At 65.0% G+C, this 25,746-nt stretch carries 15 protein-coding genes; 10 read left to right on the top strand and 5 right to left on the bottom strand.

Going from position 1 to position 25,746, the window contains the following annotated elements:
- Nucleotides 1-13: 13 nt before the first annotated feature.
- Nucleotides 14-2,872 carry a hypothetical protein gene (locus tag IPL75_21715; protein ID MBK9242814.1) on the top strand — a complete coding sequence of 953 codons (2,859 nt, stop codon included), beginning with the start codon at nucleotides 14-16 and terminating at the stop codon, nucleotides 2,870-2,872.
- On the opposite strand, the gene IPL75_21710 is transcribed toward IPL75_21715, so the two are convergent.
- From IPL75_21710 to IPL75_21695, 4 genes are read right to left on the bottom strand one after another with little or no spacing between them, the layout of a single operon-like run.
- On the bottom strand, nucleotides 2,869-4,377 hold the full coding sequence (locus IPL75_21710) for a D-aminoacylase (GenBank protein ID MBK9242813.1): 1,509 nt from the start codon (nucleotides 4,375-4,377) through the stop codon (nucleotides 2,869-2,871). The two genes, IPL75_21715 and IPL75_21710, sit on opposite strands and share 4 nt — an antisense overlap.
- Nucleotides 4,378-4,418: 41 nt before the next feature.
- Nucleotides 4,419-5,405, bottom strand: a complete 987-nt coding sequence (locus IPL75_21705) for a dipeptide epimerase (protein MBK9242812.1) — start codon at nucleotides 5,403-5,405, stop codon at nucleotides 4,419-4,421.
- Nucleotides 5,402-6,427 (bottom strand): DUF1611 domain-containing protein, encoded by a 1,026-nt coding sequence (locus IPL75_21700; GenBank protein ID MBK9242811.1) that lies wholly within the window; start codon nucleotides 6,425-6,427, stop codon nucleotides 5,402-5,404. Before IPL75_21700 ends, IPL75_21705 begins: the two co-directional genes overlap by 4 nt.
- Before the next feature lie 31 nt (nucleotides 6,428-6,458).
- A complete protein-coding gene (locus IPL75_21695) occupies nucleotides 6,459-7,280 on the bottom strand; it encodes a cytochrome b/b6 domain-containing protein (GenBank protein ID MBK9242810.1) in 822 nt (273 codons plus the stop codon).
- Nucleotides 7,281-7,428: 148 nt separating this feature from the next.
- On the opposite strand from IPL75_21695, the gene IPL75_21690 reads away from it, so the two are divergent.
- The 5 genes from IPL75_21690 (at nucleotide 7,429) to IPL75_21670 (ending at nucleotide 15,772) form a co-directional block, all read left to right on the top strand.
- Nucleotides 7,429-8,799, top strand: a complete 1,371-nt coding sequence (locus IPL75_21690) for an iron-sulfur cluster-binding domain-containing protein (GenBank protein ID MBK9242809.1) — start codon at nucleotides 7,429-7,431, stop codon at nucleotides 8,797-8,799.
- A 6-nt stretch (nucleotides 8,800-8,805) separates the two neighbouring features.
- Nucleotides 8,806-9,690, top strand: coding sequence for a hypothetical protein (locus tag IPL75_21685; GenBank protein MBK9242808.1), 885 nt, complete (start codon nucleotides 8,806-8,808; stop codon nucleotides 9,688-9,690).
- Between the two features lie 395 nt (nucleotides 9,691-10,085).
- Nucleotides 10,086-10,943, top strand: coding sequence for a DmsE family decaheme c-type cytochrome (locus IPL75_21680; GenBank protein ID MBK9242807.1), 858 nt, complete (start codon nucleotides 10,086-10,088; stop codon nucleotides 10,941-10,943).
- A gap of 4 nt (nucleotides 10,944-10,947) precedes the next feature.
- Entirely contained in the window at nucleotides 10,948-13,245 is a 2,298-nt protein-coding gene (locus IPL75_21675) for an MtrB/PioB family outer membrane beta-barrel protein (GenBank protein ID MBK9242806.1), read from the top strand.
- Nucleotides 13,246-13,339: 94 nt separating this feature from the next.
- The gene (locus IPL75_21670) at nucleotides 13,340-15,772 is read left to right on the top strand and encodes an ABC transporter permease (protein ID MBK9242805.1); all 2,433 of its coding nucleotides are present in this window, start codon (nucleotides 13,340-13,342) and stop codon (nucleotides 15,770-15,772) included.
- Nucleotides 15,773-15,781: 9 nt separating this feature from the next.
- Here the strand turns inward: IPL75_21670 and IPL75_21665 are convergent, their stop codons facing one another.
- Entirely contained in the window at nucleotides 15,782-18,778 is a 2,997-nt protein-coding gene (locus IPL75_21665) for a hypothetical protein (GenBank protein MBK9242804.1), read from the bottom strand.
- A gap of 348 nt (nucleotides 18,779-19,126) precedes the next feature.
- On the opposite strand from IPL75_21665, the gene IPL75_21660 reads away from it, so the two are divergent.
- Genes IPL75_21660 through IPL75_21645 form a run of 4 tightly spaced genes read left to right on the top strand, consistent with a single transcriptional unit; the run spans nucleotide 19,127 to nucleotide 25,729 of the window.
- The gene (locus tag IPL75_21660) at nucleotides 19,127-19,450 is read left to right on the top strand and encodes a hypothetical protein (GenBank protein ID MBK9242803.1); all 324 of its coding nucleotides are present in this window, start codon (nucleotides 19,127-19,129) and stop codon (nucleotides 19,448-19,450) included.
- 10 nt (nucleotides 19,451-19,460) lie between these two features.
- On the top strand, nucleotides 19,461-21,917 hold the full coding sequence (locus IPL75_21655) for a penicillin acylase family protein (GenBank protein MBK9242802.1): 2,457 nt from the start codon (nucleotides 19,461-19,463) through the stop codon (nucleotides 21,915-21,917).
- The gene (locus tag IPL75_21650; GenBank protein ID MBK9242801.1) at nucleotides 21,914-23,299 is read left to right on the top strand and encodes an aminopeptidase P family protein; all 1,386 of its coding nucleotides are present in this window, start codon (nucleotides 21,914-21,916) and stop codon (nucleotides 23,297-23,299) included. The genes IPL75_21655 and IPL75_21650 overlap by 4 nt, the downstream gene beginning before the upstream one ends.
- Before the next feature lie 42 nt (nucleotides 23,300-23,341).
- On the top strand, nucleotides 23,342-25,729 hold the full coding sequence (locus IPL75_21645; protein MBK9242800.1) for a hypothetical protein: 2,388 nt from the start codon (nucleotides 23,342-23,344) through the stop codon (nucleotides 25,727-25,729).
- The last annotated feature ends 17 nt before the right edge of the window (nucleotides 25,730-25,746 follow it).

Here is a 25,746-nt window from a genome sequence, read left to right as displayed (position 1 = left end):
GGAGGATCGTCACGTGCACACACGAGTTCTTGCATTCATGATCGTCGGCGTCATGGCCTCCCTCACCGTGCAGGGATCCACGCAGTCCGCCACAGTGCTTGAGAACCAGCGACTGAGAGCCACGGTGACGGACGGGCGGCTCGAGTCGATCGTGGATCTCACGACCGGGGAGTCGGTACGGTTCCAGGGCGATCGCTTCACCGTGACGATCAACGGTCAGACGATCGATTCCTCCACGGTTGTGCCCGCACCTGTGTCGTCACCGATCGGCACCGCGGCGTTTTCCTATGCGCTGCCGGGCGCCCGCGTGACCGTCACGTACGAATTGCGGCCGGGTTGGGGATTCCTGTCGAAGCAATTGTCGGTCGCACCGACCGCGCCTGGCACGTTCAAAGTCAACGATGTGAGCGCGTTCGACGCTGCAGTCACACCGGCCGCAGTCGAACAGTTGTCCTTGTCCGAAGGCCGCTTCGGCATGATGTATCGGATGCCGGCGGCAACCACGCAGTCGCGTGGGCTGTCGCTCTTTGCGCTCTACCAGAACCCCTACAACGTCCACACGGCAACCGGTTCACGGCTGAAGGGCTCGTATGCGCCGGAGATGGAATGGAACTCCACCAACGGCCCGTTTGAGACCGACCGCCTGCTGCTCGGCGTGGTGACCCGCACGGGCAGAGTCATGCCGGCCAGGTCCGTGCCCGAGTGGGTGCACGTGGCCGACTACGAGCGCTACCTCCGCGAGAATCCCGTGATCGACGACGCCGAGTCCGATGCGCTTGTAGATGCGGTCCGTGCGTTTCTGTTGTACCGCCCCGCCAAAAGCATTCGTGTGCATGTGCCGTGGACAGAAAACGACTACCAGATCGACGTGGCCACACCTGAAGGCTGGGCGGAGTACCGGCGCATCCTCGATATGGCAGGGCAGCTTGGCGCAGGCAGCACCCTGTTTGCGCCGTCGAACTCGGCGCTCGCGGCGCTCAAAGACAATCGCGATGCGTGGGGATGGGAGAACCTGCTGTTCTTCGGCCTGGGCCAGAAGATCCGCAAGGGCGAGTGGGTCCCGGGCCGCGATCCGGTGCCGGCCTCGCTCCGCACGATGCTGGACACCGGAGCGGCGAACGGCCTGAAGTTCGTCGCCTACGCCTATCCCACGTTGCCCTTCCTGCAGGACCCGGCCTGGACGGCGTGGGCCAAGGGCGAGCTTGGTGGATACCGCGGCGTTGACACCGGGCAGCGGGGCTTTCAGGACTGGTGGGTCAACACGCTCGTGGATTTCGTGAAGGCCACAGGCGCCGGCGGATTCTCTTTTGATCACTGGTGGATCGCGTATGACGATCCGGCCGCGACCAGCAAATACACGCAGTGGTTCGGCACGCGCCGCATCCTCGAAGAACTCCGCCGCCGCGTCCCCGACATCGTCATCGACGGCCGCCAGCAGTACATGAGCTTTGGTCCGTGGACATGGCTTGCCGGGTCGTATCCGCATCCCACACTCACCGACGAGCAACCCGAGAGCTTCCTTGCGTTCCCCGACCTGCACACCGACCGGGTGTCGGCCAACCGGCAACGTTTTGCCGCGTGGAAGTACAGGGTGGAGCGGTTCACGCCGGCCGAGATCATGCCTGGCTACATCACGCACCAGACCGAACGCACTGACGAAAAGAACGTGATGCGGCGCGATCGCTTCCGGCCCCGCGACTGGGACGTCCTCGGGTGGAAGTACTCGCTGCTGTCCTCGGTGGGTACGGCGCCGTTTAATCACACCATCAGTTACATCCCTGCCAGGGACGAGGCTGAGTTCAAGGCGTTCAGCGCGGCCGACAAGGCGTTTTTCCGCCGGTGGCTCGATTGGACCGACACCAACGCCGACGTGCTTCGCCACCTCAAGCCGATCATCGGCCCGCCGATGCTCGGCCGGGTGGACGGCACGGCGGCCATCACGGGCAACCGCGGCTTTGTCTTCGTCTTTAATCCCAACTACCGGACGATGGACGGGTCGTTCACGCTGGATACGTCCATTGGTTTGACGAAGGGCGCCGCGGGTTCGCGATACGTGATCAAGGAGTTGCATCCGCATGAAGGCCGCCTGATCGGCAAACCCGGCAGCGGAGTGTGGAGCTACGGCGACGTGGTGAAGATTGCCATGCCCGCCACTGAAGCTGTGGTGCTGGAGATCAGCCCCGCGGCGCCAATGAATGCGGCGCAGGTGTTTAATGCTTCCGGAAGCGTCACCGTTTCGAGTGGTGTCGTGACAGTCACAGGTGTGGCCGGCGAACCAGGCACCTCCGTGCCGCTGCAAGTCCTGTTGCCTGCTGGACCGCCGCTGATTGGCCCCACGCGGTTAGTGGTCAACGGTCGCGAGACTCCATTCAGGCGGCAGCAGAACGTGGTTGAGGCGACTGTGACCTTTGAGGGTCGCGCGTTCGGGCGCGGCGCCGGCGTGTGGCCGTACGATGCCGCATTCACGGGGGGCACGCTCACCGGAAATGTGGTGATTCCCGGCCGGGTCTTCACGCAACTCAGGGCGAGGAAGGCCGCGTGGCCGGTGCCCTATACCGCCGATGACCTGCGCGCGCCCTGGCTGGGGTCGGATCGCCTGCTGCTGTTTGTCCAGATCGCCGAGCCGGACGAGGCCATGGAGGTCTCGATGACAATCGACGGCAAGCCTGTCGAGCTGGTCCGCGCGTACAACAGCATCTACGGCCATGCGCCCAAGCGCACGTTCCTCGGCTTCTACGCCGACGTGTCTTTACTCGCGCCCGACGTGGAGCACCGCATCGAGCTGCGCGTGCCGACGCTGCCGCCCGGCCGCTTCCAGGGCCTGTTCTTCGAAAACGTCGAGCCCGAGTTGACCACCGTCGTCCGCCGCTAGCGCGGGCGAACGGGTGCTTCTCTGCGGATGGGTCGGCCCGAGTACGTGCCGGTGGTCTTGCCGTTCTGAAACACAATCTGCCCGTTGACCCAGACGGTGTGGATGCCCACCGCCTGCGCCTGAGCCTTGCCGAAGTCAGCTCGGTCGGCCACGGTTGCAGGATCGAAGAGTACAAGATCCGCAAAGTGCCCCGGTGCCAGGCGGCCGCGATTCAGCAGGCCCACGTTTGCTGCCGCCAGGCTGGTCATTTTGCGCACGGCCTCTTCGACCGGAAACAATTTCTTGTCGCGCACAAAGGGTCCGAGCACTTTCGGAAAACTGCCGAAGCCGCGAGGGTGAAGGCCGGTGGACTGGCCGTCGCTGCATAGATTGGCGAACGGCCACTGCATCAGTCGCTCCACATCCGCATCGGCCATCCCCCGAGCCACGATGCCGACGCCGGGGCCGCCGGGCTCGTCGAGCAAGTCGAGCAGGGTCTGCACATTTGATGTGCCGCGCAGCACTGCGACTTGCGCCAGCGTCTTGCCCGCGTACTCGGGATGCCGGCTGAAGCTGTTGAAGATGATCTCTTCGGCGTGTGTGACGTGCTCGAGCACGAACGTGGCTTCTGTGCGATCCGAGAAATTGCGCGTGGGAAAAAAGACGCCGAGGTTGGATTGCCAGTAGGTGTAGGGGTAGATGTCGGCCGTGAGTTGCACGCCGGATGCACGCGCCTTGTTGAGCACGGCGATCGCCTTGTCCGCCTGCCCCCACAGATCCAACATGCCTAGTTTGATGTGCGAGATTTGCACCGGCATGTTGTGCGTACGGCCGATGGCGATCACTTCGTCGATCGCCTCCCAGAACCATCGATCCTCGCTGCGCACGTGACTGATGTAGCGGCCGCCGGCATCACCGGCGACCTTGGCCAGCGCCAGCACCTCGGAACGGTCCGAATAGATGCCCGGGTCGTACTCAAGGCCGGTGGACAGGCCAAGAGCACCGGCTTCCATCTCGGCCTGGAGCAACGGCTTCATGCGTTCAACTTCTTCCGCAGTCGCTTTCCGCTTGAAGTCCTCGCCCATGACGCGGCTTCGCAGTGGACCGTGACCGGCATACGAGGCCACGTTCACCGAGACGGGTTCCTTCTCCAGCCGATTGAAGAGCGCGGCCAACCCCGACCCACCGCCGTCCTGGCCGATGACGATCGTGGTGATGCCCTGACTCACCATGGCGAGCGCATCACGACCGGTCTGCAAGCCGCGATCGTGGTGGCTGTGTGTGTCGATGAACCCCGGGGCCAGGGCCAGGCCGCCGGCGTCAATCACGCGATCCCCGTCCATCGGCGCCAGCGTTCCGACCGCGACAATGCGGTCACCGGTCACGCGCACATCGCCGCGCACCGGAGCGGCGCCAGTGCCGTCGATCAGGATGGCGTTGCGAATCAGCGTGGTAGACGATTGTGGAGCCGGCCGATCAAGGGCCACCAGTGAGACGCCGGCGAGCACCCCGGCGGTGGCGAGCATCACGAATCGGTGCATGGTGAACGCATTATGACCCACGGGTTCTAGCCCCAGAGCTCAGGCTCAGGCGGGTGCACAATGCCGGTGGTGTAGGTCATGGGATGTGGACGGTCGCTGTGCTGCAGCAGTGGACCATCCAGGTCCACCCATCGGGCCAATTGGGCGACGAGAAACGCCGGCGCCATGCCGAGCGATGTGCCGCACATGTTGCCGACCATGACGTCGAGGCCGAGCGCGCGGGCGGCGCGGGCCAGTGCCAGCGCCTCGGTCAGGCCGCCGCACTTGTCGAGCTTGATGTTCACCGCCTGGTACCGCGAGACCAGCGCGGTCAACGACGCGCGGTCGGTGCATGACTCGTCGGCCGCGATCGGGATCGACGCTCCCAGCGTCTCGAGCGCCTCGTCGCCGCCGCGCGGTAGCGGCTGCTCAATCAACTCGACACCGTTGGCCGCCATCGCGGGCAACAGTGACTCAAGCAGCGCGGGCGTCCAACTTTCGTTGGCGTCCACCACGATTCGTGACGACGGCAGTACATCGCGGACAATTCGGACGAGATCGATGTGGCGCGTACGATCGACCTTCAGCTTGATCAGCGGCAGATCCTTCGCTGCCCGCGCGCGCCGCCTGACGTCGTCTGCGGTGCCCAGGCCCAGCGTGAATGCCGTGGTGAGGGGATGCAGCGGCGGCAGGCCCGCCGTCTCCCAGGCCCGAACCCCTGTCTGCTTGGCGCGCAAGTCCCAGAGTGCGCAGTCGACGGCGTTGCGGGCTCCGCCGGCGGGCAGCAGCGCGGCCAACGCGTCGCCATCGAGATCCGCACGCAGGGCCGGCGCGACCGCCCGGATGGTCATCGCCATGCCTTCCGGTGTTTCGTCTTGGTAGTCCACCCCGGCCGCTTCGGCTCGACCCTGTCGGCCTTCTGCATCCGTGAGAGTGAGGTGGAGCAGCGGAAAGTCGGCGATTGTCTCGCGCGCAATCTCGAACGGCTCGAGCAGCGGCCAGCGTTCAAGCGCCAGCGCGACGTGCAACGTCATTGAGATTCCGGCCGCCGCGGTTGAAGGAGTCGCTGCGCGATGGCGTCAACGCCGGTGCGCACGGGGTCGCAGATGGGAAGGTCGAATTCCGCGGCCAGTCTCGATTGGTACGCCAGCCACTCACGCTCGTCGAGAGACGAAGAGTTGATCGCGATGCCGGCGCAGCGCACGTCGGGGTTCGTCAGTCGCGCGGCTTCCAGGTACCGATCAATCGCGACGCCCAACGAAGGGAGTGGTACGTGTGGGTAGTCTTCGATGGTGTGTCGTGACGGGTCGTGACACAGCACGATCGCGTCGGGCTGCGAACCGTGAATCAGTCCGAGTGTCACGCCGGCGTACGCCGGATGGAAGAGCGCGCCCTGGCCCTCGATCACATCCCAGTGATCGGGGTCGTTTGCGGGCGAGATCAATTCCGCCGCGCCGGCCACGAAGTCTGCCACGACTGCGTCCACGGCGATGCCATCTCCCGCGATCATGATGCCCGTTTGGCCCGTCGCGCGGAAGGTCGCATTGGCGCCGGCCGCCTGCAGCGAGCGCGTCAACGCGAGCGCGGTGTATTTCTTCCCCAGTGCGCAGTCTGTGCCGACGGTGAGCACACGCTTGCCGGGGCGTTTGATGCCGGTGCCGGTGGGCAGCACGCGATCCGTCGCGCGCACGTCCACGAGGCGACCGCCGCCTCGGGCGGCGGCCTCCACAAGTTCAGGGAAGCTCGTCAGCCGCGTATGCATGCCGCTCACCAGGTCCAGGCCATGGTCGAGCGCTTCCACGAGTGGGGGCAGCCATGTGCGAGGCAATTGCCCGCCAACCACAGCCACGCCGATGACCAGCGACCCCGCACCGGCTGATGCCGCCTCCTGGGGCCGCATCGTCGGCAGGCCCAGCGACACGGTGCCCTGTGGAAGACGACACTCGCCGATCACGTCCGCGCCGCACCAGTCGCGCAGGCCAAAGCCCGTTTTCGCGTCGGAGGCGAGCGTGACGTCGGCAAGGAATATCAGGTACGGCTTGCGAAGGATGGGCACAGTGCAAGATGTGACCCGGGCCGGGCCATTGTCAACCAGTCGAGGCAGAGGGTTCGGCCCGCTCGGCAGACGCCTTGTGACTTCTTGCAGGCGGCGGGCCAGAAGCCACCTCGGGGTGTGCGGCACCGGTTGCCGATCCTGTGGGGGACGCGGTCTCAACGTCGGAGTCTGCGGCCGCGGCAGGATCGGTAAAGTTCTCCCGGTACCAGCGTCCGTAGTGGTGCGAGGCCCAGTGCCGATCAACGGATCCCGTAATCATGCCGTTGAGTCCCTTCCTCGTGCCGGGATTGACCAGCGCCATAAAGAGGTGTCCGAACAGCACCGGGGTGGCCAGTGCCGCCATCGTCAGATGCAGCACCCACGCGGGGAAGGCGAACTGGTGCGACCAGATCATCAGGCCCGTGCACAGGTAGAGCGGCACGGTGACCGTCAACACCATGAAGTTGAGTTTTTCGCCTGCGTTGAACTTCCCCTGTTCGGGAAGGATGACCGACTTGCTGAACGTGGCCGGGCCCGTGAGCAACAGCCACTTGAGGTCGGCCAGCGTCCAGCGCCAGACCTCGCGGATGTTGGCCAGGTGGATCGCCACATCGTACCAATGCCGCACGATGACCCAGAGGGGAAGGACGCAGAGGGCGAGTCCGGATATCCGGTGCGTCCACGAGAAGACGAGCCGCCACGGACGCTCGGGATGCGGGTTGTAGATCGCCATCAAGACGGTCGCGGTCACGTAACAGACCATGAACGGGATGGCAACGGCCCAGTGAATCTGGCGCTCCGACATGCGGAAGCGCAGGATCTCGCTCGAGAATGTTGGAGCCGTTGGAAGAGTGGCTGCTGTCGTTTTTGACACGGCGTGTGTGAAATTGTTCGGCAGTTTCTTTACGACTACAGGGGCGAAACAACCTGATTCGCTTCTGGGCCGCCTCTGCTGCAAGTCCGATACCAGACCAGGGCCCCTTCACGAATCTGGCATCGACCTTGCTTCGCTCTCTCTCACCTTGCAGTCCTGGCAGCCAGAATCCGCAGTCCTCGCCTTCCTCACAACCATTCACCTCGCGCTGGTCGTCCTGCGGGTGCATCGCAGTCACATGTCGGGGCCATTCAGTCTCGTGGGCGTCGTGTCACTGTTGTTCTCGGCGTCACCGTTTCTACTCCCCACTGTGATCGGCATCGCCACCGGCTTTGGTGCACACCTCGTCTGGTTCCTTGCGTGTGAGGTCCTTGTGCCGAAATCCTCGTCGGCCCCCGCGCGTGCGGTGCCACCGCCGGCCGCGCGGCCGATGGTGGCGGTCACCCGCCCGGTGGCGACCGCACCAGCCCCGAAAACGCGGAGCCGTGATTTTGTGCTGTGCCCGGTCCTTCACGTCATCCAGGAGACGCCTGACATCCGGACCTTTCGCATGGGTCGCCCCGAGGGCTTTGACTTCAGCGCGGGGCAGTTCATCGCCGTGCGGGTCCGCGCGGAAGGCAAGGAGCACGTGCGCTGCTACTCGGTCAGTTCCGCCCCCGCTTCGCGCGGGTTCCTCGAGATTTCTGTCAAGCGAGTCGGCCTGGTGTCGGGCACCTTGCACGCCACGCTGCGGCCAGGCTCCATGCTGGCGGTTATGGCGCCGGCCGGCGCGTTTTTTTATCCCGGCGGTGAAGACCGCCCGCTGGTGCTGATTGCCGGCGGCGTCGGGATCACGCCGCTCATGAGCATGCTGCGCCATGCGGTGGAGACGGAGCCGACCCGTCCAGTGTCGCTCTTCTATTCGGTCAAGACGGCGGCGGACGTGGCGTTTCGCGAGGAGTTGAAGTTCCTGGGTCATCGTCACCCCCAACTGCGGGTGATCCAGGTCATCACGGGATCGGCGCCGCCTCCCGAGCAGCCGCCGGGGCGCATCAACGAGTCACTGATCGCCCAGACGATTCCCGACCTCGCGCATGCCTCGTGTTTTTTGTGCGGCCCCCCGCCCATGATCGACGCGATGACCAGTCTACTGGCCGCGCTCGGCGTCCCTCCCACCCAGATCCATTTCGAAGTGTTCAACCCTTCGGTGGCCGCTGCCGCGGGCCTCTCGCCCGCCGGAGCCAGCGCCGCCGCGCCGGCGCCGGCCCCAGCCCCGGCTGGCGCGCATGAGGCCACGTTCGAGCGCAGCGGTGTGATGGCCCGTATTTCCGGCGGCCAGACCCTGCTTGACGCCGCTGAGTCCTGTCACGCTTCGATTCCGTCGCTGTGCCGTGCTGGTGTGTGCGGCACGTGCCGCACACGGGTGGTGTCGGGCGATGTAGACTGCCAATCCAGCATGCTCGATGATCAGGATCGCGCAGATGGCTACGTGCTCGCGTGTGTGTCGAGGCTGAGAAGTGACTGCACGGTTGATGCGTAGGCTTTAATGAAACCAACCGTATCGGAGGCACTGGGCCATGTCCTGGTCTGGAGTGCCGCCGCCATTCTGATTCTCGGCGTGTCCGTGTTGTGGGGGCTTGGCGGCTGGGAGTACTACGCCACGCCGGTCGCCTTGCGAAACTACCGTCCCGAGTACCGGCTGTTGCGTCCCTCGGGCATGGCCGGCCATCTCTTTGGCGTCGCCGGATTCGTCCTCATGCTGGTGCCGGTGGCGTATGCCATGCGCAAGAAGATGGTGCGCCTCCGCAACGCCGGCAGCATCAAGACGTGGCTCGAAGTGCACATCTTCTGCGGCATTGTCGGACCGGTGCTGGTCACGCTCCACACCTCGTTCAAGTTCAACGGGTTGGTCTCGGTGGCGTACTGGTCCATGATCCTGGTCACCCTGTCTGGTTTTGTGGGGCGCTACCTGTACGTACGAATTCCTCGCAGCTTGCGCGGCATCGAGCTGACCCATGACGAACTCGACGCGCGAGCGGCCGCGTTGAGCCAGCAACTGGAAGCCGACCACCTGCCGCCGGGGCTGCTCGCCAAAGTGACGGCCTTTGAGGACCGGTTGGTGCCGCTTGAGGGCCATCACCGGCGACTCGCCGGTTTGCTGGCGGGCGAGTGGCGCACGCATCGGGAGTTCGTGATGCTCAAGCGCGAGCTGGCGCATGCAGGACTCGACGAGCATGTGCTGCACGACGCCGTGCATGTCATCGCGGACCGTGCCGCGCTGATTCGGCAGACCGCCTACCTGGAAAAGACGAAGAAGCTGTTCAACCTGTGGCACGTCTTCCACATGCCCCTCGTGTACGTGATGTTCGTCATCGTCATCCTCCATGTCGCCGTTACGCTCTACCTGGGGTACATCCCCTTTTTCAGCTAGGCGGTGTCCGGCGCCGGTGTGGCGCTGCCCCTGACCACCCTCCGCGCTGAACGCGGCCGTCCGTGTCCTGCCCCCCGCCGCGATCCGGCGCCCCTGCCTGACGGCGGTCGCCGTTGGGAAGCTCCCAGAACCACGTCGGCACGGTGTTTGCGGGTAGGTGCATCTGGTTACTCGCCGGAATTGTTCGGACCGAGGGTTTGCAGGAGGTTGGCATGGGCAGATACATCCCCAGAAACGGCCCTAAAGCGTTGTGGGCTTGTGGGTTGGGTCTCTGGTTGGTAGGAGCGATTGGCGTCAGGGTGGTGATGACTTCGGCGGCGAGCGCACCCCCCGTCACTGTTGAAAAAACAGCGGTGGAGCCGAAAGTTCCACAGCCTGTCGCTCAACAGTCGGCGATGGCTGCGGCCTCGACACCGATCGATGTCGAACAGTGCACCACCTGCCATGACAAAGCCGGTAGTGAGGCATTCAAAAACAGCAAGCACGGCGAACTCACACAGAGTTGTGCCAACTGTCACGCGAACGCGAGTGAACACGCGAAGGCGCAGGCCGACGGCCGGACGGATGGCCCGGTGCCGACGCTCAAGAAGCTCGACGCCCAGGAGAGCAACGCGATCTGTCTTAGCTGCCACGAAAAGGCCAATCAGGCCAGCTTCCTGAGCAGCATGCATGCGCGCCGCGATGTGGCCTGCTCAAGCTGCCACAGTGTGCACGCCTACAAGTCAATCAAGGCCCAGCTCAAGACCAAGACGGATACGGAGACCTGCGTCACGTGTCACAAAGCCGAACGAAGCGAACTGAACCGGACGTCGCATCATCCCGTGCGCGAAGGCAAGATGGGCTGCGCCAGCTGCCACAACCCGCACGACGGCGTGCGCCCGAAGATGATCAAGGCAGAGTCGGTCAATGAACTCTGTTACACGTGCCATACCGAGAAGCGCGGACCATTCCTGTTCGAGCACGCCCCGGTTCGTGAAGACTGCGTGTCCTGTCACCAGCCGCATGGATCGAATCACAAGTCGATGCTCACCTCGAAAATGCCGAATCTGTGCTGGAACTGCCACATCAGCGGCTCCGGTCATTTCGGGTCCGGTGACAACCTCTCAACCGAGGCGGGCGTTCGTTCAGCGCCGCCAGGAGCGCCCACCGGCTTCCCCACCGTCAACTCACGCTTCATTGAGCGAGGGTGTACGAAGTGCCACTTGAATATTCACGGCTCCAACTCGCCCTCCGGCGCATACTTCGTGAGATAACCCCATGAAAAAAATACTGAGAGTAACGGCGCTTATCGCCATGGGGCTTCTCGTGGCGGGTTCATACGCGGCGGCGCAAGAGGCGCCCGCCAAGACCTCCGGCGGCAAGATCGTCTTCGGCGCACTGAGCGTCAAAGACATCTCGTCGGCAAAGTTCGAGGAGTACCGCGAGGTGCCCAGGGACATCTCGATCCCGTACGCGAACGTCTTCAGTCGCAAGGACGGATTCCTCTTCGACTTCCACGCGTTTAACGTGCGCCAGTCCGACCAGCGCTACACCGGCTGGTTGAACTCGGGCAGGGTGGGCCTGTTCTTCGACTACAACCAGACTCCCCACAACATCGGAAACAACGGCCGCACGATGTTCTCCGAGAGCGCTCCAGGCGTGTGGACGATGAGTACGTCCCTGCGCCAGGTGCTCCAGACGGCCAACGACACGCGGCTCCCAACCGCCACGCGGACCGTGGATTTTTATGACAACCTGCTGGGCCCCACGCTGGCGTCTGCCAACGTGATGGACCTGCTGGGCCTCCGCAAACGTGGCTCGGCTGAGCTCACATACGGCGGCGGCGACGCGCCCTATGCGCTGGCCGTCACCTACATGCGCCAGGTCAGATCCGGCTATCGCCGACTGAGCGGCGGCAACGTCCGCAGCCAGGTCAACCCGTCCTACGAGGTGCCGGAGCGTTCAGACGACGTGGTCCAGGACTTCGGCTTCCGCGCGGCGTACAACTTCACACGAGGCAACGTCCACGCGGCGTTCAACCGCAACCTGTATGACAACAACGCCGAGACACTGACCATCGACAACCCGTTCCAGGCGTTTGATGCGGTGTCCACCAACGCGGTGGGCGCGACCCCAGCACTGGGCGGACCCTCGCGCAGCCTGTTTGTCAACGCGCCTGACAACGAGGCCAGCACGGGCTCGGCCGGGTTCCTGTTGAAGTTCGCCAAGCAGACCCGCCTCAGTGGTGACGTCGCGATGGGGCGGTGGACGCAAAACGCCGCGTTCTACCCGTACACCATCAACTCGGTGATCCTGACGGGCACCGCACAGCCGGCCAACCTCGTCTCGTCGCTCCAGAAGCCGTCACTCAACGGCAAGATCAACACGACGACGGTGAACCTGAACTTCTCCTCGCGGCCCGTCAAGGCCCTGGGCCTCCGCGCCAGTTACCGCACCCATGACCTCACCAACAAGACCGACCGGTGGGTCATTTCCGGGGACACGTCGCCGAATCCGGATCGGGCCTGGGTGAACACGACCATCGCGGCCGATGCACCATACGGGCATCTCACCGCGAATCCGTACGACACCAACACGAAACGTCTGCTCGCGGCCGCCACCTACGACTTCGGCGACCTCACGGTTGAAGGCGTGTTCCACAATACGAAAATCACGCGGACCTATCGCGAGGCCACCAAGGGCGAAGACACCGGGTACCAGGCCGCAGCGATCTACCGCAGCAGCGATCTGGTGAGTCTGCGCGCCAAGTACGAGGACATCTCGCGAACGGCGGAGGGCGAGACGTTCTACGGGTTCCAGGCTGACGAGGCCGAGCGTGACACCAAGCGCGCATCGGTCGCCGTGATCCTGTCGCCGATCAGCACCCTCGACCTGAGCTTCGACTACGGGAGGCGTCACGTCGAGTTCACCAACCGGCCGAATCGGCGAGCCACTACGGTAGGCGCACCGGAGATTCCGGACACCCCCGTTGGCCTGCTGGACGCGAAGTACGACACCTATACAGTAGAGGTCGACTTCACTCCGAACGACCGGGCCGCTATCGGCGCTTACTACACCTACGAGAAGGACCGTTCCACGAATCAGTGGGCCACCCTCACGGGCACGGCACTCAACAACCTGCTCAACTACGCGGGCAGCGACAAGACCGACACCTACGGCGCGAACGCGGTGTTCCAGATCGTGCCGGAGAAGTGGACACTGTCGTTTAACGCGATGCACCAGAAGGTTGATGGCCTGATGGACATCACCGCGCGCGAAGCCGGTTCGTTTTACACGCCGGGTCGTACGACGCTCATTCTGCCGGGACAGGGCGGCGCTGCGGACATCGTGGACTACGACGACACCGAGTTGACCACCGTCGTCGCGAACCTTGATTACAACGTGGCCACGGACTGGAAGATCAGCATGGGGTACTGGTTCGAGAAGTATGACTTCCGGGATGCGTTCACGCAGGGCAGTCTGCTCATGCCGCAGAGCGTGTACGTCTTCATGAAGCCCGACAACGGCCCGTACAAGGCGCATGTGGTCTACGCGAAGTTGAGCTACGTGTTCTAACCGCCGCTGATCGCGATCAGCGACGAGACGATCGATTACTCGAGGGCCGGCACCATCACGGTGCCGGCCCTTTTTTTCAGCCATACTCACTCGCATGTGGACTGACCTGCGACACGCGTGGCGCGCTCTCTGGCTGGCACCCGGGTTCACCCTGGTAGCCCTGGCCGTGCTGACCCTGGGCGTCGGCGCCACCACCGCAATGTTCTCTGTGGTGGACGCGGTGGTGCTCAAGGCTCTGCCATTCGAGGACGAATCCCGGCTGGTGAGTGTGCTCGAGGTGACGCGGACCACCGGTCGACCGGGTCCGGCGGCGCCACAGAACTTCCTCGATTGGACGTCGCGCACCAAGTCGGTCTTCGAAGATCTAGGCACGTTCGGCCGCAGCGCTTTCGCACCAGCCGACCCGGAACTCAAGGCCGTGGAGGTCCGCGGCGTCAGCGCCAGCCTGCTGCGAGTGCTGCGTGTGCGACCCTCGCTGGGCGCGGTGTTCACTGCGGAACAGGAGAGCGAAGGATTCCACAGGGTGCTGATCATCAGTGACGCCCTCTGGCGGCGTCGCTTCGCTGCTGACCCTGGAGTGGTGGGCAGAACGATCCCTGCCGCCGACGGGCCATGGCAGATTGTCGGCGTGTTCGCGCCCGACTTCGGATATCCGATGCCGCAGGCCGGAGTCGAGTTTGTGTGGCACCCGTATGTGCCGCTGCGTGAGGACCGCGACCGTAACGCCCCAGGCAAAGCCTATTTCCTGACGGTGATCGGCCGGCTGGCGCCTGGGGTGTCGGTGCCTGAGGCGCGCGCCGGGATGGCCGCAGTGACCGCGGATCTGGCTCAAGCCTACCCGGCCTGGTTTGAGAACCGTACCAGCACCGTGATGCCGTTGCGCACCTGGCTGGTAGGCGACGCGGGCCCAGCGATGCGCATGCTGTTGGCGTCGGTCGCCATGCTGTTGCTCATCGCGTGCGCGAACGTGGCCAATCTCGTCCTCGCGCGATCTACGACCCGCGCTCGCGAAATCGCGGTGCGTTCAGCGCTTGGCGCCTCGCGCTGGGTGTTGACGCGTGGACTGCTCGTCGAAGGCCTGCTGCTGTCGGCGATGGGCGCCGCCCTCGGCGTGCTTGCCGCGTGGTGGAGCGTGGAAGCGATCGGGGCGCTGCTGCCTCCGACCCTGTTCAGATTGTCGGAAATCGCGATCAACGCGCGTGTCCTCGCCGTCGCTGTGTCCACCAGCATCGTCACTGGAATCGTGTTCGGGCTGCTGCCGGCGTGGCAGCACTCCCGGTCAAATGTGTCCTCGACGCTGGTGCAGACCGCCGGAGGCGGCACGAGCGGCGCGACCCGTCGCCGGCTTCGGACGGGCATCATGGTGGCGGAAGTGGCGCTCGCCGTCGTCCTGCTCGTGGGCGCGTCGCTGTTTCTGGCCAGCTTCGCAAACGTGATGCGTCTCGACCTGGGTTTCGACTACAAGCCGCTCACGATGGTGCGTGTCAACGCGATTCTGCGATCGGTGCCGCCCGAAGGGCGGGCCGCCGAACGAGAGCGGGCGTCGGCCGTTGTGGAAGACGCACGAATGTCGGTGGCGGGCGTCTCAGGCATTGAGGCCGTCGCGTTCATGGGGACTGGCGGGGCGCCGCTGTCGGGTGGCTCGGCGGCCACCGCGCTTCGAGTTATTGACCGCCCGGCGCTCGCCAACACGGAAAGCAGTGTGGAAATCAAAGCTGTGTCGGCAAACTACTTCGACGTGATGGGCATGACGATGGTGCGTGGGGATGGGTTCGGAGGGGCCACCCGCGCAGCGGTTGGGCAGAGCGCAATCGTGATCAGCGAACTGGCGGTTCAGCGATTCTTCGGGGGCGATGATCCGATCGGCCAGTCCGTGCAGACCGGCGATGGCACCGTGCGCACGGTCACCGGCGTGGTTCGGGGTTCACGCGTCAAGGGGCCGGAAGTGGACGTCGTGCCCGAGGTGTTTGTGCCGGTCGGGCCAGCCACAGGCATGGGTGGCGCGTTGATTGTGCGCACTCGTCGCGGCGCCACGCCATCTCCCGCGCAACTCAAGGCGGCGGCGGAGACGGCCGGAACCGTGCGCGTGGGAGCGGTCCAGCCGTTGAGCGCCCTGTTCGACAACCTGCTCAAGCCGCGGCGTCTGAATACTGTGTTGGTCGCGGTCTTCGGCGCGCTCGCGCTGGCCATCGCCACGATCGGCATCTATGGCGTGATGTCCTACATCGTCGCGCAACGGGCGCGTGAGGTCGGCGTGCGGATGGCGCTCGGCGCGCAACCGTCGGATGTGCGGAACAGCGTGCTCAGGGAAGCCGCCGCCATCCTCGCCGCTGGCATCGTCATTGGCACGGCCGTCGCGACGATGGCCACCAGGGTCGTGGCGTCATTCCTCTTTCAGGTCGAGCCTCAGGATCCGTGGCTCTACGCTGCGGCTGTTGGGGTGCTCGCGCTGGCCGGCCTTGTCGCGGCACTCATCCCGGCGGTCCGCGCGTCTCGCGTCAATCCAATCATTGTGCTGCGCACCTGAGCGGCCTGATCACCGCTCCAGTGATTCGACGATGCGGCGATAGTGGGCGAGCTTCGAGAGTTGGTCGGCGGTCGGACGACCGGTCCACCGATCAACTTCGTTGTAGAGCGCACTGAGCCGGCCGGCCACCTCTCGCGCCAGCCGGCGCTGTTCCGCCAGCGCAGGGCTGGCGGCGGCAGTGGCCAGTTTCGCGGTGACGGCGACGGCGCGGGTGTGGAGTTCGCCGGCCGCCGTCTGCGCGGCGCGCCACTCGCGCCGATCGTCGAGCGGGATGTCGATGCGCGGATCCTCGCGAACGGTCATCGTCTTTTCGTGGGTCTGTCCATCCACGCGCAGGCGTACGGTGTAGTCGCCGGGCGCCACCCACGGCCCCTGCATACGACCACCGCCAGGCGCCTCATCATCTGTTGTAGCGGCCGTCGCCGCGCCACCAGCCGCCAGATCGGCATGCCGGAGATTCCAGGTGGCGCGATTCACCCCGCGCTGTTTCGTCGTGGCCACGCGGCGTACCTCGGCGCCGGCGGCGTCGTGAATCGTGAGCACGACCTCGGTGGGCGATCCGCCAATCCAGTAGTCGATGGCGCCGCCTGCGGCCGGATTCTCGCCGCGAAACACCATGTCGCCCATGTGCGCCTTGAGACTCGAGTAGCGAATCATGGCCGCTGGCTTCGGCGTGAACAACGCCGCCGCCGACGCAGCCACCGCCGGCGTCAGTTCCTGCAGCGCGCTCACGCCATCGAGAATCCACACACCGCGTCCGTGCGTGGCCAACACCAGGTCCTGGTCACGCGGGTGTACGAGCAGGTCGTTGATCGCCAGCGTCGGCAGGTTGGCGCCGAGCGGCACCCAGTGCGCGCCGACATCTATCGACACGAACAGCCCGAACTCGGTGCCCAGATACAACAGTGCCGGATTCCGCGCGTCTTCCCTGATCGTGCGCGCGACGCGCTTCGCGGGCAGGTCTCCAACGATTGACGTCCAGGTCTGGCCGAAGTCCGTCGATCGGTAGACGTAGTTCGTGAAGTCGTCGCTGCGGTGATTGTCCACCACCATGTAGACCGTGCCATCCGCGTGACGGGAGGGCTCGAGGCCCGAGAACCAGGCGCCCTTGGGCAGGCCCGGCACTCGCGCGTCCACGTTCGTCCAGGTCTTCCCCTCGTCGCGCGACACTCGCAACCGCCCGTCGTCGGCCCCCACGTAGACAAGGCCCTTCACTCGCGGCGATTCCGCCAGGGCCGAGATCGTCGGCCAGTAGGGCACGCCGTCATCGAGCGATAGTGTGTCGTCGGTGGGCAGGCGCTCCATGATTGGCAACGACCGTCGATCGACGCCGGTCGTCATGTCGCCCAAGTCTTCCCATGTGGTGCCTTGATCCCGGCTTCGAAACAGGTGCTTGCCGCCGGCATAGATCGTCTTCGTGTCGTGCGGCGAAAGCAGGAACGGCGCGTCCCAGTTCGCAGGGTGCATGGCGTTGCCCAGCTCCGGCGCCGGCAGCTTCTGCGCGTAGATGTCAAAATTGCGCCGGCCGCCAATCGCGCCCGTGGGGTCTCCGGGACGGACGCTGGAGCTCTGCCAGGTTTGCAGATCGCCCCGGGCGAGACCCAGAAACTGCGAGGCGGAATAGACCCGTCGCGGATCGTCCGGGTCGGGCGCCACAAAGAATCCGTCGCCGCCGCACAGGCGCTTCCAGTCTTCGTTGAGGATGCCGGTCGTCTGATAGGTGGCGCTCGGTCCCATCCAGCAGCCGTTGTCCTGGAAGCCGCCGTAGATGTTGTAGGGCACCGCGTTGTCCACCGCGACCCGGTAGAGCTGGCTGACCGGCAGTGACGGGATGTAGAGCCACTTCTGCCCGCGATCGTACGAAATGCCTATTCCGCCATCGTCGAGCTTGATGATGTGGCGCGAGTCGCGCCAGTCCACCCAAACCAGGCGGTCGTCGCCATGCAGCGATTGCCGCGCAGGCCGGAACGTGACTCCGCCGTCGTCGGAGTAGCTGAACGTGTTGACCATGTAGATGCGCTGGTCATCGGAGGGGTCGACGAGGATCTGGCTCGCGTACATCGGGCGCGGATTCCAGTCGCTCTTGAACGTCCAGTGTTCGCCTTTGTCATCCGAGCGATACACGCCGCCCTTGCGGATGATGTACGCGGTGGACGCGTTGTACTTGCCACCCTGTTCGATCGACACGTAGACCACGCGCGGATCCTTGCGGTAAATCGAAATGCCGATCCGTCCGTATTCGCCGGCCGGCAGGCCGTTGCCGCTCAGCTTGCGCCACGTGGTGCCGCCGTCCGTGGATTTGTGCAGTCCGCTGCCAGGCCCTCCGCCGTCGAAGCCGAACGCCGTGCGCCGGCGCTGATAGGCGGCGGCGTACATGATCTGCGGGTCGGATGGATCCATCGCCACGTCCACGACGCCGGTGTCGTAGTTGACGCGCAGCACCGGCGTCCACGTCCGGCCGCCGTCCGTGGTGCGATACAGGCCGCGTTCGTCATTCGGCCCCCACAGATGGCCCATCGCCGCCACGAACGCCACGTCGGGATTTGACGGGTGCAGCACGATGCGACCGATGTGATGTGAATCGCGCAGGCCGACGTGTGTCCACGTCTTGCCCGCATCGGTGGATTTGTAGACACCGTCGCCCCAGGACGAACTCTGCCGGTTGGCCCGTTCACCCGTGCCCACCCACAGGATGTCGGGGTTGGACTGATTCACGGCGATGGCGCCAACCGAGTGCACGGCCTCCTTCTCGAAGACGGGCGCGAACGTGACGCCGTTGTCGGTGGTGCGGAAGATGCCACCCGTGGCGCTGGCCGCGTAAAACGTGTACGGGTCGCGCTCGACGACCGCGAGGTCCACGAAGCGGCCGCTCATGTTTGCCGGGCCGATGGTGCGGAACCGGAGTGCGGACAGATCGGCGGCGGTCACCGGCGGCGGCACGGCCTGTGCGGACAGCACGGCGGCGCACGCCAGGAAGGCAAGCAGTGAGAGGACTCGTCTGGGCATTCCGGCAGAGAATACCAGACGGCCGCGCCAGCAGAAGTGCTGACCTGGGCGGAGTTGATGGACGCAGCTTCCAGCCTTCGCCTCGACCGTCCGCGGAAATCGGGCGGGACCGTGGGCTGAAGAACCGGTCGTGTAGGATGTTGCGCGAGATGGATCGCCTCGATTCGTGGAAGGCCATCGCCGAGTATCTGGCTTCGCGCGACTACCGGATCCGTTCGCGCTGAGACAACGGCTGTTGCTCCCGAAGTCCACCCTCCCCCGACGCCTCCTGTTTCGGCGCCTCGACGGATCTTCTGGTTCCCGACGCTTGCGTCTCTCGCGATCATTACCTTGGGGTTGAGTTGGACCATGCTTTCGCCGGTGGCAACCGGACAGATCGCGAAGGCCGTTGTGACCCAGACCGGTGTCACCGCCATTGACGACAGGGGCGCTGAGATGTGGCGCCACACGTTCCCTGCCGATCACCTGACACTGCTCTCGGAATCGGTGGCCGAACCCACGCAGGTCATGCGTTCCGCACCGTCGGGCGTTTATGCCCTTACCTCCTACGTCGTCAGACGGCCTGACTCGACGCCGGGGCCGGGGACGTTGTGGTTCGCCCCTCACGCCTATCGTCCGCGCGGCCGAAACAACCTCGGCACCATGTCGGGCGTGAATACCGAAGCCGGGTAAGCTGTGCGTCATGGCGCGACCCAGACTGCTTCTTGCCGGCGTCCTCACCCTCCTCCTCGTCACCATCGTCGCGCTGCCTGCCCGGCAGGTGGCGACGCCTCCTGATGCGCTTCGGGCGCTGGCGCGGGCGGCGCTCACGCCAATCGATGGTGAGCAACGCCTCGTGGGACTGCGTGACACCGTCGAGGTGATTCGCGATCGCTGGGGCATCCCGCACATCTACGCGCAGAACACGGAGGATCTGTTCTTTGCGCAGGGGTATGTCATGGCCCAGGACCGGCTGTGGCAGATGGAGATGTGGCGGCGCGAGCGGGAAGGCCGCATGGCCGAGATCCTCGGGCCGCAGGCGGTCGGGCGTGATCGGCAGGCGCGGCTGCTCCGGTATCGCGGCCCCATGGATGATCGTGAATGGACGAGTTATCACCCGGACGGCAAACGCATCTTCGAGGCGTACGCGGCGGGCGTGAATGCTTTTATCACCGCGCACAAGAACACACTGCCTATCGAGTTCGTGTTGACCGGCGTCACGCCGGACCCGTGGACGGCCGAAACCGTCGTACTGCGGACGGCAACGTTTGGTGACGCCACCGCAGAACTGACACTGGCGCGTGCGGTGGTGCGGCTGGGGCGCGAGGCGGCGAATCGTCAACGCAATCCGGATCCCTGGGACGACCTGGCGTTGCCCGAAGGCCTCGACCTCTCGATCATCGACGAGACCGTCACCACGACCGGTGGACGCGCGGGCGGCGGCGGTCGCGGCGGGAATACGCCTGAGATCCTGGAACAGTATCGGCCCCTGGTCGGCGCGCGCGGCCGCAGCGGATTTGAACCGAAGACGTTTGGCCCCTCCGCGCCACCTGATCCTCCCGGTTCAAACAATTGGGTGGTGAGTGGCCGCCTCTCAGCGACCGGCAAACCCGTCGTCGTCAACGATCCTCATCGCACGGTGACCCATCCGTCGCTGCGCTACATCGTCCACCTGCATGCGCCAGGCTGGAACGTGATCGGATCGGGCGAAGTGCCGTTTGTCGGCGCGGCCATCGGTCACAACGAACGACTCGGATGGGGCCTGACGATTGTCGGCACCGACATGGAGGACGTCTACGTGGAGGACGTCAATCCGGCCAATCCCGGTGAAGTCCGATTCCGCGGACAGTGGGAACCGGTGCGCGTGGTGCGCGAAGAAGTGCGCGTCAAAGGCGGCGCCGCGGAGACGGTCGAGCTGAAGTTCACACGGCACGGTCCGGTGTTCCACGAGGACCGCGCGCGCAACAAGTTCTACGTTCTTCGTTCGGCGATGCTCGAGCCCGGCACGGCGCCCTACCTTGGCAGCCTGCGCCTGGCGCAATCCAAGGACTGCAAAACGTTCCTCACCGATGCGATGTACTGGAAGGCTCCGAGCGAGAACCTGATCTGCGGCGATGTCGAGGGCAATATCTCCTGGCAGGCCTCGGCACTCACGCCCGATCGCCGCACCGCCGGTGCGGACGGACGGTCCTGGGTGGGCCGACTGCCGGTGCCCGGCACCGGCGCGTATGAGTGGAATGGTTTCCGTCGGGACCTGCCTCGTGAGCTCAATCCCGAGCGCGGCTTCATTGCGACCGCCAATCACAACGTGCAGCCGAAGGACTACGCGCCGCCGCTCATGTTCAAGTCGTCAGCCAATCTGCCCTACGAGCGCATTACCCGGCTGCGGCAGTTGTTTGATTCGCCGAAGCCCTTCACGCTGGACGACCACCGACGTATGCAGCTCGACGCCAGACATCTGCGCGCGGAGAGCGAGATTGCGCTGTTTCGTGGATGGACCTCCTCAACCGCAGCGGTCGAACGCGCGCGACAGTTGCTCGCCTCGTGGAACGCAACCCTCGCCAGGGACAGCGCCGCGGCGGCCATCCACGACGTGTGGCGCGGCATGTCGAGCGCCGCAGAGCGTGACCCGTCACGGTCTGCGGACGCACGAAAGGCTGAACACGAAGCGACGCTGGCGAAAGCCGTCGCCGAGATGACGTCCTCACAGGGCGCGGACTGGTCGCAGTGGCGCTGGGGACGCTTGCACACGCGGCCGTTCCCGTTCCCGCTGGTGCCCGCCTACAGCCTCGCGACCGTCGAACGTCCGGGCGGCACCGGCACCCTCGCCGCCGACGGCGCGAGTTATCGCGAAATTCTCGACGTGGCCGACTGGGATCGATCACTTGTGACCAACGTGCCCGGCCAGTCGGCACAACCCGAGAGCCCATTCTTCAGCAACCTGCACGCGCTGTGGGCGAACGATGAATTCTTTCCGCTCGTGTACTCGCGTGCGCGTATCGACAAAGAACGCGCGCACACGTTGACGCTCCGCGCGCTAAGAGCGGTCGAGCACGCAGTCCAACGAGAGGAAGTGCAGACGCGACTCCCGAGTATGATGCGCCCATGGCCCGCGGCACCGCCGCTTCACGGTGCGCCGCCAAAGGGAGAATGGCGATGAGACGACGTCTTCTGGCAGTGGCATTCGTGTGTGTGGCCGTGTCGGTGAGTCCTGCGGCGCCCACGGCACGCGCACTCGATACGGCGGAGTACGCGTCGCGGCGCAGCCTGTTGATGGGAGGCATCGGCGACGGGGTTGCGATCTTTCTGGGAGCGACGACGCCGGAGAGCGACGTCGCCTTCCGGCAGGGGCACGACTTCTTCTACATGACCGGCGTTGAAATTCCTGACGCCGTCCTGGTCGTAGACGGCATGCGAAAAGAAAGCGTGCTGTTCTTCACGATGGACGAAAAGACCGCTGATGGGATGGGCCTTCCGGTGGACCTGGTCCGGGCACCGGCCAAGGTCACCGGCATCGAGCGTGTCATGCCAGCCGATGGCTTCAATGGGTATCTCGCCGGCCTTGTCCGCCGCAACACGCCCGTCTACACCCTGTTCAGGCCCGAGGAAATCGGCCCCGAGAACAGCAACGAAAAGTTCAACGCGCTGCAGCGATCGATGACGATGAATGACTGGGACGGGCGATTGACCCGGGAACTGCAGTTCGTCAAGTTGCTGCGCGAGCGGTTTCCGCAGGTCGACGTTCGCGACAGTTCAACGCTGGTCTGGAATCTGCGCAAATACAAGTCGACGGCCGAGTTGGCGCTCATGCGCGATGCGGCGCAGTTGGGCGTGGAGGGCCACAAGGCGTTCATCCGGTCGACTCAGCCGGGCGTTGCGGAGCGGTCGCTGGCGGCTCTGTTCGAGTTCGTCACCGCGCTCGGTGGCAGCCGCGGACTGGCCTACTACACGATCATCATGTCGGGGAAGAATCACGCCTACGGCCACTATCACGCCTACGACCGCGTGCTGGCCGACGGGGAGTTCGTGATACTCGACGCGGGACCAGACCTCGGCAACTATCACGTGGATATCTCCACCACGTTCCCCGTCTCGGGGAAATTCTCGGCCAGACAGCGCGAGTTGTATGAGGCGGCGCTCGTCGTGCGCGACGCGGCCATCGAGAACTACCGGCCCGGTATCACGCTTCGCCAGGTGGGCCAGAAAATGGAAGAGGCGCTCAAGGCAAACGGGCTCGAGCGGTTTGCGAGCGACTTTGCCAGCATCATCCGCTACGGCGGCTACAACCACTCGATTGGCCTGGCGACCCACGACGTCATGGGCACGTTTGCCGGTCCCGATGAAGTGCTGAAGCCCGGTTTCGTCTTTGCCTGCGACATTCAGCTCTTCCGGTTCGACGAACAGATTGGCATCCGTATCGAGGACACCGTCGCGATCACTGCAACGGGGCGTGAGGTGCTCTCGGCCGGCGCGCCGCGGACGGTCGCGGAAATTGAAGCACTGATGAAGGAAGAGGGCATCCTGCAGGCGATTCGGCGGTAGGCCGCCACCGCCTTCCTGGCAAAGAGCGGTATTCTCTCGGCCATGTGGATGAGAGACGTGCGCAAGCTGGTGGTGTGGAGCGCGCTCGGGGTGGGGGTCTTCATCGCTGCGGGCTGGGTGGTGCACGCCTCGGGCGAGGGGCAAGCGCCCGGCACCGGGCCTCGTGGAGGTCTTTCGGTGCCGGCGACCGGTTCGGACGCGCGACGTGAGGCCTGGGCGCGCCATCAACAGATGGCACGGGAGTCTCCCGTCACGGCGCTGTCATGGCGCTCGGTGGGACCCCGACTGCAGGGAGGACGCATCGAAACCGTGGCGGTGGCACCGGGTCGGCCTTCCACCATCTATGCCGGCGCCGGCATCGGCGGCGTGTGGAAATCGGTCAACAACGGCACAACGTGGACGCCGATCTTCGACAAGGAAGCCACGACGTCGATCGGCTCCATCGCCGTCGCGCCGTCTGATCCCAACGTGGTGTGGGTGGGCACAGGCGAAGTGCTGATGGCCCGCAGTTCGTACGCCGGGTTCGGCGTGTACAAGTCAGTGGACGCCGGCGCAACCTGGACGAACATGGGACTGACCGACTCCCATCACATCGCGCAGGTGCTCGTGCACCCGAAGGACCCCAACCGTGTCTGGGTTGCGGCGATCGGCCGCCTCTACTCTGAGAACGAAGAGCGCGGGGTATTTCGCACAACTGATGGCGGCAAGACGTGGCAGCGCACGCTCTATGTGAACGGGCGCACGGGGGCGATCGATCTTGCGCTGGACCCGTCGAATCCTGACGTGGTGTACGCGGCGATGTGGGATCGGTCGCGCAAGGCGTGGGGCCACACGCCGAACGGACCCGGCAGCGGGGCCTACAAGAGCACGGACGGCGGCGCCACATGGACGCTGCTGGCCAATGGTCTGCCGTCTGGCGCGAATGTCGGTCGCATTGGTTTCGCCATTGCGCGTTCCAATCCCCGCGTCGTGTATGCGCTGGTCGACAACTACGCACCCCCATCCGCGCTTCCGGCCGGCGGGCGTGGCCGCGGCGGCGCCCAGGCGCCCGATCGAATTGGTGGGGAAGTCTATCGGTCCGACGATGCCGGGAGCAGTTGGCGGAAGGTCAATGCCGAGCCGGTGGCGACCGGCTGGGACTTCTGCCTCATCCAGGTGGCCCCCGACAACGAAGACGTCGTGTATCTGCCCAACAACCGGTTCATGGTGTCGGGGAACGGTGGGCGCACCTACCGTCAGATTCAGGGCACGCTGGTGCACCTGCTGCCGCACGGATCCACGGTGCTGCATCTTGATCAGCACGATCTCTGGATCAATCCGGAAAATGGCGACCACATGTTGTTGGGCAACGACGGAGGCCTGCATCTGAGTTACGACCGGGGCGCCTCGTGGCTGCATCTCAACAACATTCCGATAGGCGAGTTCTACGCCGTGTCGGTGGACATGGACACGCCGTACAACATCTACGGGGGGACGCAGGATAACGCCGCGCTCTTTGGTGTGTCGACGCAGACGATGGCTGCCGACCGTGGCGATCAGTGGACCCATGTCTACCTCGACCAATGGGGCGGAGGCGACTCGTACTTTACCTACCGCGATCCGTCCGACAAGGACGTCTACTACTACGAACATCAATTCGGGGAGTTGAGGCGCAAGCGCATGTCCACGGGACGCAGTGAGGCCATTGCGCCGAAGGCGCCGCCCGGCCAGCCGGCGTATCGCACCAACTGGATGACGCCATTCTTCTTCTCGGCGCACAATCCTCGCACGATGTACTACGCGGCTGAGCGCCTCTTCAAGTCGCCCGATCGTGGGGATTCGTGGACAGCCGTCAGTCCCGACCTCACCAGTGGCCCGGCGGTGCAGGGCAATGTGCCCTGGGGCACCTTGACCAGCGTGTCCGAGTCGCCGCTGCGCGCCGATCTGATTTACACCGGCGCCGACGACGGGCGGTTGCATGTGACCCGCGACGGAGGAACCACGTGGGCCCGCATCGGTGAGTCGTTGCCGGAGCGCTGGATCACGCGTGTCGTGGCGTCGCGCCACAACGAAGCCACGGTCTTTGTCTCCATGACCGGGTACCGCTACAACGAGTTCACAGCGTATCTGTACGTCTCGCGCGACTACGGGCAGACGTGGACGTCGCTGGCCGGCAACCTCCCCGCCGAACCCATCAACGTCGTCGGCGAGGATCCTGCAAACGCGCGCATCCTGTATCTGGGCACTGATTCGGGGGTGTATGCCTCCGTGGACCGCGGTGTGACGTGGATGTCGCTGCGCGCCAACCTGCCGACGATTCCGGTGCATGACCTGGTGGTGCATCCTCGCGAGGGCGAGCTCGTCATCGCCACACACGGGCGCAGCATCTACGTGGCGGATATCAGCCCGGTTCGGGGACTGGCCCTGTCGGGCCCACAGGTGGCGCGCTGACTTGCGGGCAGGCGTAC

It is taken from the genome of Acidobacteriota bacterium (assembly GCA_016716905.1).
Taxonomy (GTDB): domain Bacteria; phylum Acidobacteriota; class Vicinamibacteria; order Vicinamibacterales; family SCN-69-37; genus SYFT01.
The sequence above is the reverse complement of the archived record's forward strand: the minus strand, read 5'-3'. Positions and strand labels throughout refer to the sequence as shown.

Coding starts and splice junctions, on each gene's coding strand:
- IPL75_21675 (MBK9242806.1), top strand. CDS start 10,948: ATGAAAAAAATACTGAGAGTAACGGCGCTTATCGCCATGGGGCTTCTC.
- IPL75_21665 (MBK9242804.1), bottom strand. CDS start 18,778: ATGCCCAGACGAGTCCTCTCACTGCTTGCCTTCCTGGCGTGCGCCGCC.
- IPL75_21670 (MBK9242805.1), top strand. CDS start 13,340: ATGTGGACTGACCTGCGACACGCGTGGCGCGCTCTCTGGCTGGCACCC.
- IPL75_21645 (MBK9242800.1), top strand. CDS start 23,342: ATGTGGATGAGAGACGTGCGCAAGCTGGTGGTGTGGAGCGCGCTCGGG.
- IPL75_21650 (MBK9242801.1), top strand. CDS start 21,914: ATGAGACGACGTCTTCTGGCAGTGGCATTCGTGTGTGTGGCCGTGTCG.
- IPL75_21660 (MBK9242803.1), top strand. CDS start 19,127: ATGCTTTCGCCGGTGGCAACCGGACAGATCGCGAAGGCCGTTGTGACC.
- IPL75_21680 (MBK9242807.1), top strand. CDS start 10,086: ATGGCTGCGGCCTCGACACCGATCGATGTCGAACAGTGCACCACCTGC.
- IPL75_21685 (MBK9242808.1), top strand. CDS start 8,806: ATGAAACCAACCGTATCGGAGGCACTGGGCCATGTCCTGGTCTGGAGT.
- IPL75_21710 (MBK9242813.1), bottom strand. CDS start 4,377: ATGCTCGCCACCGCCGGGGTGCTCGCCGGCGTCTCACTGGTGGCCCTT.
- IPL75_21655 (MBK9242802.1), top strand. CDS start 19,461: ATGGCGCGACCCAGACTGCTTCTTGCCGGCGTCCTCACCCTCCTCCTC.
- IPL75_21705 (MBK9242812.1), bottom strand. CDS start 5,405: ATGACGTTGCACGTCGCGCTGGCGCTTGAACGCTGGCCGCTGCTCGAG.